Source organism: Pseudomonas sp. 05N434 (assembly GCF_056396965.1).
The window spans coordinates 1-491 of sequence record NZ_JBFTMK010001104.1 but is presented as its reverse complement, the minus strand read 5'-3'; the positions used below and the strand labels follow the sequence as shown (position 1 = coordinate 491).

At 62.7% G+C, this 491-nt stretch carries 2 protein-coding genes; both read left to right on the top strand.

The annotated features are described in order from the left end of the window. The coding region (locus AC1DLB_RS31950) for a VCBS domain-containing protein (protein WP_477786527.1) at positions 1–385 on the top strand (385 nt) is incomplete at its 5' end. Then, positions 373–491, top strand: a 119-nt coding sequence (locus tag AC1DLB_RS31945) for a VCBS domain-containing protein (RefSeq protein WP_477786528.1), incomplete at its 3' end; no start/stop codon positions are given. The genes AC1DLB_RS31950 and AC1DLB_RS31945, both read left to right, overlap by 13 nt.

Sequence of the window (491 nt, the reverse complement as noted above, 5' to 3'; positions counted from 1 at the left end):
GGTGACTGTCACCGTCACCGGCAGCAACGATGCACCGGTGCTCAGTTTCGCGAGCGGCAACGATGTCGGCGCCGTGCAGGAGGACAGCACCCTCAGCGTCAGTGGCCAATTCAGCTCGACTGACATCGATCATGCAGCCACCGCGACCTGGAGCATTGCCGGGTCAAACACCGGCAGCTACGGCTCGATCGCCGTCGACAGCAGCGGCCAATGGACCTACACGTTGGCCAATGGCACCGACGGTGTCGCCAGTGCCGTGCAATCGCTGAAGGCTGGCGAGAGTCACAACGAAGTGTTCAGTGTGCAGGTCAGTGATGGCCTCGGTGGCGTCGCCACCCATCTGGTGACTGTCACCGTCACCGCGCCAGTGCCGTGCAATCGCTGAAGGCTGGCGAGAGTCACAACGAAGTGTTCAGTGTGCAGGTCAGTGATGGCCTCGGTGGCGTCGCCACCCATCTGGTGACTGTCACCGTCACCGGCAGCAACGATGC